The sequence below is a fragment of the Streptomyces sp. NPDC007025 genome (assembly GCF_042869455.1).
GTDB lineage: Bacteria > Actinomycetota > Actinomycetes > Streptomycetales > Streptomycetaceae > Streptomyces.
On sequence record NZ_JBIAFT010000007.1, the window covers coordinates 373,374 to 380,049 of the forward strand.

The 6,676-nt window shown below is 73.6% G+C and carries 8 protein-coding genes and 1 pseudogene; 4 read left to right on the plus strand and 5 right to left on the minus strand.

Annotation, left to right across the window (positions count from 1 at the left end; genetic code table 11):
* Positions 1-87: 87 nt before the first annotated feature.
* On the plus strand, positions 88-993 hold the full coding sequence (locus ACFYMO_RS16645; protein WP_388546972.1) for a TIGR03620 family F420-dependent LLM class oxidoreductase: 906 nt from the start codon (positions 88-90) through the stop codon (positions 991-993).
* Positions 994-1,107: 114 nt separating this feature from the next.
* The gene (locus ACFYMO_RS16650; protein WP_366774631.1) at positions 1,108-2,070 is read left to right on the plus strand and encodes a zinc-binding dehydrogenase; all 963 of its coding nucleotides are present in this window, start codon (positions 1,108-1,110) and stop codon (positions 2,068-2,070) included.
* A 172-nt stretch (positions 2,071-2,242) separates the two neighbouring features.
* Here ACFYMO_RS16650 and ACFYMO_RS16655 read toward each other — a convergent pair whose 3' ends face one another.
* The 3 genes from ACFYMO_RS16655 to ACFYMO_RS16665 all read right to left on the minus strand — a co-directional run bounded on the left by ACFYMO_RS16655 (position 2,243) and on the right by ACFYMO_RS16665 (position 4,361).
* Entirely contained in the window at positions 2,243-3,058 is an 816-nt protein-coding gene (locus tag ACFYMO_RS16655) for a class I SAM-dependent methyltransferase (RefSeq protein ID WP_366774630.1), read from the minus strand.
* A gap of 212 nt (positions 3,059-3,270) precedes the next feature.
* Positions 3,271-3,975: a permease prefix domain 1-containing protein gene (locus ACFYMO_RS16660; protein WP_388546976.1), complete on the minus strand. Its 705-nt coding sequence runs from the start codon at positions 3,973-3,975 to the stop codon at positions 3,271-3,273.
* Positions 3,972-4,361: a PadR family transcriptional regulator gene (locus tag ACFYMO_RS16665; RefSeq protein WP_388546979.1), complete on the minus strand. Its 390-nt coding sequence runs from the start codon at positions 4,359-4,361 to the stop codon at positions 3,972-3,974. Before ACFYMO_RS16665 ends, ACFYMO_RS16660 begins: the two co-directional genes overlap by 4 nt.
* A gap of 128 nt (positions 4,362-4,489) precedes the next feature.
* Between ACFYMO_RS16665 and ACFYMO_RS16670 the strand changes: the two genes are divergently transcribed.
* Positions 4,490-5,002, plus strand: a complete 513-nt coding sequence (locus ACFYMO_RS16670) for a hypothetical protein (protein ID WP_366774627.1) — start codon at positions 4,490-4,492, stop codon at positions 5,000-5,002.
* A 72-nt stretch (positions 5,003-5,074) separates the two neighbouring features.
* Here the strand turns inward: ACFYMO_RS16670 and ACFYMO_RS16675 are convergent, their stop codons facing one another.
* Entirely contained in the window at positions 5,075-5,653 is a 579-nt protein-coding gene (locus ACFYMO_RS16675; RefSeq protein ID WP_366774626.1) for a dihydrofolate reductase family protein, read from the minus strand.
* 213 nt (positions 5,654-5,866) lie between these two features.
* On the opposite strand from ACFYMO_RS16675, the gene ACFYMO_RS16680 reads away from it, so the two are divergent.
* A complete protein-coding gene (locus ACFYMO_RS16680) occupies positions 5,867-6,484 on the plus strand; it encodes a TetR/AcrR family transcriptional regulator (protein WP_388546983.1) in 618 nt (205 codons plus the stop codon).
* Positions 6,485-6,586: 102 nt separating this feature from the next.
* Here ACFYMO_RS16680 and ACFYMO_RS16685 read toward each other — a convergent pair.
* Positions 6,587-6,676, minus strand: a pseudogene (locus ACFYMO_RS16685) (phage tail tape measure protein); the annotation flags it as partial.

Consider the following 6,676-nt stretch of genomic DNA (forward strand, 5'->3'; position numbering starts at 1 on the left):
TCCGCCGGGAACCGCGCTCCGCCCCGCCGGGCCGGGGCGGACCGCGGTTCCTGGAATACCGGCCCGCGGTGTGATGCTGTGTCCGCCATGGCACATCACGCATCCTTGGGCAGGGTCGGCATCTGGGCCTCCGCACTGCGTACCGACGACGCCGCGCGGCGCCCCCAGGCCGAAGAGGCCGCCGCCGAACTCGACGAGCTGGGCTACGGCACGCTCTGGATCGGCGGCAGTCCCTCGCCGGACATGGCCCAGCGAGTGCTGGCCGCCACCTCGAGGGCGACGGTCGGCACCAGCATCCTCAACATCTGGGAGCACGCGGCTCCCGAGGTCGCCGCGCGGCACGCGCAGTTGACGGACGAGTACGGCGGCCGCTTCCTGCTCGGGCTCGGGGTCAGCCACGCGGAGACGCGCAGCGGGCACGCGCTGGACCATCCGCTGGCCGGCCGGCCCCGGTCGGCCATGCGCTCCTATCTCGACATGCTCGACAACGCGCCGCGTCCGGTGCCCGCCGCCGGGCGCGCGCTGGCGGCGCTCGGGCCGAAGATGCTGCAGTTGGCGGCCGAGCGGTCGCTGGGCGCGCTGCCCTACCTGGTCACCGTCGAACACACCGCGGAGGCCCGCGACATCCTCGGCGCCGACCCGCTGCTGGCCCCCGAGCTGAAGGTGGTCCTGCAACGGCCGGGCGCCGACCCCGCCGCGGCGTACGCCACGGCGCGCGACTACCTCTCCCGTTACCTGGCCCTGGCCAACTACCGCAACAGCCTGCTGCGGCTCGGCTTCGCGGAGTCCGACTTCGACGGCGGCGGCAGCGACCGGCTCGTCGACGCGCTGTTCGCCATCGGCGACGCCGCGGCGGTACGCGCGAAGGTGGACGCGTTCCTGTCGGCGGGTGCCGACCACGTCGCCCTCCAGGTGGTCACCGCCGCCACCGGCACCGACCTCCCCCGGGAGGAGTGGCGCGCACTGGCCGAGGCGCTGCCGCTGCGGGACTGAGCGGCGGCCGGGAACGGCTCCGGGCCCGGCGGACGTGCGCCGACGGCGTGAGATCGGTCGCTCCGGGGCCGGATGGTCTGTCGGTGGGTCGGCGAGGCGGCGTAGCGTCAGGGCATGTTTGCTGCTTACGCCGCTCGTATCGACAAGGAAGAGCCGCTCAGCGGGCTGGAGCTGGGGCAGAGGCCGGAGCCCAAGGTGCCTCCGGGATGGATGACCGTGGCGGTGAAGGCGGCGTCGCTCAACCACCACGACCTCTGGTCGCTGCGGGGCGTGGGGATCGGCGAGGAGTCGCTGCCGATGATCCTCGGCTGCGATGCGGCGGGGGTCGACGACGACGGCAACGAGGTCGTCCTGCACTCGGTCATCGGGCAGTCCGGCCACGGGGTCGGCCCACGCGAGCCCCGCTCCATCCTGACGGAGCGCTACCAGGGCACGTTCGCCGAGCGGGTCGCGGTGCCGCAGTGGAACGTGCTGCCGAAACCGGCGGAACTCTCCTTCGAGGAGGCGGCCTGCCTGCCGACGGCCTGGCTGACGGCCTACCGGATGCTGTTCACCAACGCCGGGGTCAGCCCAGGGGACTCGGTGCTGGTGCAAGGCGCGGGCGGCGGGGTCGCGACCGCCGCCATCGTGCTGGGCGCCGCCGCCGGGCTGCGGGTCTTCGCCACCAGCCGGGACGAGGCCAAGCGCAAGCGGGCCCTGGAACTCGGCGCCGAGGAGGCGGTGGAGGCGGGCACCAGGCTGCCGCACAAGATGGACGCGGTGCTGGAGACGGTGGGCGCCGCCACCTGGTCGCACTCGGTCAAGTCGCTGCGTCCCGGGGGCACTCTGGTCATCTCCGGCGCCACCAGCGGTCCGAATCCGCCCGCGACCGAGCTGAACCGGATCTTCTTCCTGGAGCTGCGGGTGGTGGGCTCCACGATGGGCACCAAGGAGGAGCTGGCGGGGCTGCTGAACTTCTGCGCCGCCAAGGGGATCAGGCCCGTCATCGACTCCGTGCTCCCGCTCGACCGGGCCCGGGAGGGCTTCGCGAAGATGGCGGAGGGCGACCTGTTCGGCAAGGTCGTGCTGACGGTCTGAGCCGCGGCCGCGCGCGGTCGGCCGGGCCATCGGGTCCGGCCTTCGCCCGCGCCCGGTCCGGTGCCGCCGGGCCGGGCAGGGCACGCGGCGCGGTGCCGCGCGGGGTTCGCGCGGGGTCGGGCGGTGCCGCGGACGCGCGGGGCCGGACCCCGGACGGCCCGGGCCCGCGCCCTCACGCCGGAAGGGGCGGCGCGGTCCCGGTGGTCCGCGCGGTCCCGGCGGTGGCGCGGATCTTGGACTGGCCGTGCCCCAGGAGTTCCCAGTCGTCCATGAAGCGGGCGCGCAGGCCGTGCCGGGCGGCCAGCCCGGTCAGCGTCTCGGTCCGGTAGTAGAAGTCCTCGCGCAGCACATGGTGCTCGGCACCGACCGTGCGGTCGAACGTGAAGTCGAAGAATCCGCCCGGCGCCAGCACCCGGCCCACGTGCGCGAAGCACTCCTCGATGACGTCGAGCGGCGAGTGCGAGAAGACGCTGTGCGCGTGGACGACGTCGAAGTGCGCCGCCGGCAGGAAGTCCAGTGTCAGATCCTGGGTCAGGGTCAGATGGGGAAGCTTGGCCTGGAGATTGCGCTCGGTCAGCGTGCGCTTCGCGGCGATCAGCACGTCGGGGGAGATGTCGATGCCGTAGTAGTGGCCCGCGTCCAGATGCTCGATGAAGCGCCAGCCCGCACGCAGATTGCCGCAGCCGATGTCCAGCATCCGCGCCGACGGTGCCAGCCCGTGCCGCCGCAGATAGCTGAACTGCAGCTCGCCCAGCTTCAGCCACCCCTCGCGGGTCGGGCTGCCGACCGCGGCGTCCGGATCACGCCGGGTGTCGGAGGCCATCACCGCGCGGTAGTAGCCGACATGGTCGCGGTGCTTGAACGCCAGCCACCGGTCGCGGCCCGCACGCCGGAGGTGGCCGGGGACGCGCTGCGGGTGCGCCAGCGCGTACCGGGCCTTGTGGGCGAGGGTGGTCCGGTCGGCGACGAGGTTCTTCCTGCTGGCCATGCGGACTCCGGCGACGAGGCGGGGGCGGCGGGCGGCGCCTCCGGTGCGCGGGCACCGCGCCTGGCACCGCGGGCGCTCTGCCTCGAGTGTCGGCGGCCGCGGCGGCCGCCGCACGGCCGGGCTCCGCCGTCCGGGGCCCTGGTCACCCGCAGGAGTGACCCGGGGCCTGCGGGGAGGTCCGCGGACACGGCGGGTGGCCGCTCAGGGGAGCCTCACGGAGTGCGGAAGTCACCCGGTGCGCGCCCTCGGGCCCCCGGCCCGTTCCGCTGCCCGGTGCGCACGTCCGCGGGTGCGAGGCAGCGGCGGGACACCCGGACGGAGGTGCCCAGCACGGCGTGCGAGGCGGCGGAGAGCGACCCCGCGAGCAGCAGCAGCGGCCACTGCGCGGTGGTGGCCGCGGTGCACGCCAGGGCCAAGGTGGCCGCCGCCATACCGGCACTCGCGCCGGTTCCCGTCCAGGCGACCAGGCGGGGCAGCGCCTCCGGGACGTCGAACCGGCGCGCCGGAGGGCCACCGGTCGCGGCCAGGGCGGCCACTGCCAGCAGCGCGCTGGCGGCGGCGAGGACGGCCAGCGGAGCGGCCGCCGCACCCAGCGCCGTGTGCACCAGCGCCCAGCAGGCCAGCAGCAGCGGGGCGCAGAGCGCGGCCGCACGCGCGGTGTGCCGGGTCTGGGCGAGCGCCAGTTCCCGTCGGCACTCGGGCGCCAGTTCGGCCACCGGTCCGAAGTCGCGCACGGCGCGGTGTGCGGCGTCGGTGCGCGGTACGCCCTCCCGGACGTAGGCGTCCGTCGTGTCCAGCAGCCCGTGGTGGATCTCCTCGACCATCCGGGACGCGGCCTGGGCCGGTCCCGGCAGCGCGGCGTGCAGCTCCGCGGTGTAGGCGAGCAGCGGGTCGGGGTGCTGCTGCGGCGCGTTCATGTCGCGGGCCGGTGCCGGGCGGGTGCCAGGGCCGGCCCGTCGGTGGCCGGGGCGTTCCCGGCCGCCGCGGACGGGTCGAGGACCGCGCCGATCGCCGCGGTGAACTGCCGCCATCCGGTGCGCTCGTCCGCGAGCGCCCGCCGCCCGGCTCCGGTGAGGGCGTAGCAGCGCCTGCGCCGTTCGCCGACGGACTGCCAGTCGCTGGCCAGCAGGCCCAGCCGCTCCAGCCGGTTGAGCGCGGGATAGACCGTGCCCGTCCGCAGCTCCAGCACTCCGCCGCTGCGCTCCTGGACCGCGGTGATGATCGCGTATCCGTGCAGCGGTCCGTCCTCGAGCGCGGCCAGCAGCAGCCCGTCCAGGTGTCCGCGTACCGCTTCCGTCTTCATGCACAGAGTGTAGGCAGAGAATATATTGCTGTGCTACCTATTGCCTGCCAATGCATTTCAGGGGCGTCGGTATCCACGACGGACGCGTCGGTGCCCCTGCCCCCTCGCCCTGCCGAATCGGAGCCCTGGTGACCAAGCTGCTGCTCTCCCTGCACGTCCTGGCCGCGATCCTGGCGGTGGGGCCGATCTCCGTAGCCGCCTCGATGTTCCCGCGCAGAGCCCGGGAGTTGCTCGCTGCCGGCTCCTCCGGTGACCCGGGTGGCGAGGCGCCCGGCGGTGCGGCGGGCGCGGCCCTGCTGCACCGTGTCTGCCGGGCCTACGCCGTCTTCGGCGTGTCCGTACCGGTCTTCGGTGTGGCCACCGGCGCCCGGCTCGGGGCCCTCGCCGACGCCTGGCTGCTCGCCTCCGTCGTCCTGACGGCCCTCGCCGCTGTCCTCCTCGGCGCGGTCGTCCTGCCCCGGCAGGCGCGGCTCCTGGGTGCGGCCGGCGTCGGCCTCGACGTGGGCGAGGCCGTGCCGGAGATATCCGACCCGCGTGCCGCGGCGGCCCGACTGGCCATGGTGACCGGCGTCTTCAACCTACTGTGGGCGGCGGTGGTCGTCCTGATGATCCTCCGCCCGGGCTCGACCACGAGCGCCTGACCTCCCGCCCGCGGTGACCCGACCCCCGGGCGGGGGCCGGCGCCGCGAGCGGGCCGGCGCCCGGTGCCCGGTTCAGCGCTCCCGCTGGTAGGTGGTCATGCTGATGCCCGACGCGAAGTCGCGGGTGGTCACGGGCCGGAACGGGGTCGGTGTGAACGCGCCGTCGAAGAGCGGGACTCCGGCGCAGGCCAGCCGGGGACTGCGCTTGATCATCAGTTCGTCGATCTCCTCCAGCAGCGGGCCTGCCAGCTTCCCGCCGCCCGCGAGCCAGATGTCCTGGCCCTGCTGCTGTTTGAGTTCCTGTACGACCTCGACCGGGTCCCGGTCCCGCACGATCTCCACCTCCGGGTCCGTCCCGGGCGGCAGCGTGCGGGAGAAGACGATCTGCCGCAGGTGCGCGTACGGGCTGGTGACGCCCTGGCCGAGTGCGGGCTCGTAGGTGCCGCGGCCCATCAGTACCGTGTCGAAGCGCCGGTTGGGGGTCTCCGGCAGGCCCATCGCCGCCCGGGCGGGGGTGGGGATCGTCTCGGGCAGGTTCTCCACGGTCGCCGAGACGAAGTCGTCCGGTACCGGGAAGAAGTCGTACTCGCCCTGTGGGCCTGCGATGAACCCGTCGATCGTGACGGCGACGTAGTAGACGAGTCTGCGCACGGGGTTGCTCCTTCATGGTCGATGACTGCTCTGCCGGGGGCGGTGCCGCGACTCCGTTCTCCGTGTCATTGCGTGCTGGGGGAGCCTCGCGGAGCCGAGCACTTCGCTCGGAGTACTCTGATTGGAGGGGTTTGAATATAGTACTTCAAGTGAAGTGGTTCAAGGGGTTCGGTGCGGACCCGCGGAAACCTTCAGGAGAACCAGGGAGTCGTCATGCGGCAGAACACCGAGCGGCGCACCGCGCTGCTCGACGCGGCCATCGAAGTGCTGGCGCGGGAGGGCTCCCGCGGGCTGACGCTGCGGGCCGTCGACAAGGAAGCGGGAGTGCCCACCGGTACCGCCTCCAACTACTTCGCCCACCGCGGCGACATGCTCACCCAGGCCATGCGCCGCACCCGCGAGCGGCTCACACCGGACGAAGCGGCACTGGCCGCGCGGATGAGCGCCCCGCGCACGCTCGGGCTCGAAGTGGAGCTGATGCGCGACCTGCTGGCCCGGATGCGCGCCGACCGCAGCAGCTATCTGGCCATGCTGGAACTGCGGCTGGAGGCCACCCGGCGTCCCGAGCTGTACGAGGAGCTGTCCGGGTTCCTGCGCGCCGAGTTCGAGGGCCTGCTGGGCTACCACCGCGACGCCGGGATGCCCGGCGACGACCTGGGCGTCGCCCTTCTCTACCTCGCCATGGCGGGCCTGCTGCTCGACGACATGACGGCCCCGGACATCCTGCGCGGCCCCTTCGGCGCCGACCGCCTGATCCAGGCGATGGTGTCCCGCGTCTTCGGCGACAGTGCGGAGCCGGATGAGGGAGGCGAGGCGGCGCGCGGCAGCTGACCGGTGGTCCCGGCAGAGCACATGCGAGGGAGCGGGTGGGAGGTGTGTTCCTCCTGCCCGCTCCTTGGTGGTGTGGGGGTTGTGTGTTGTCGGGTGTGTGTGTCAGTAGGCGGAGTCGACGTTGTCCATGCTGCCGTAGCGGTCGGCGGCGTAGTTGCAGGCGGCGACGATGTTGGCGACGGGGTCGGTGAG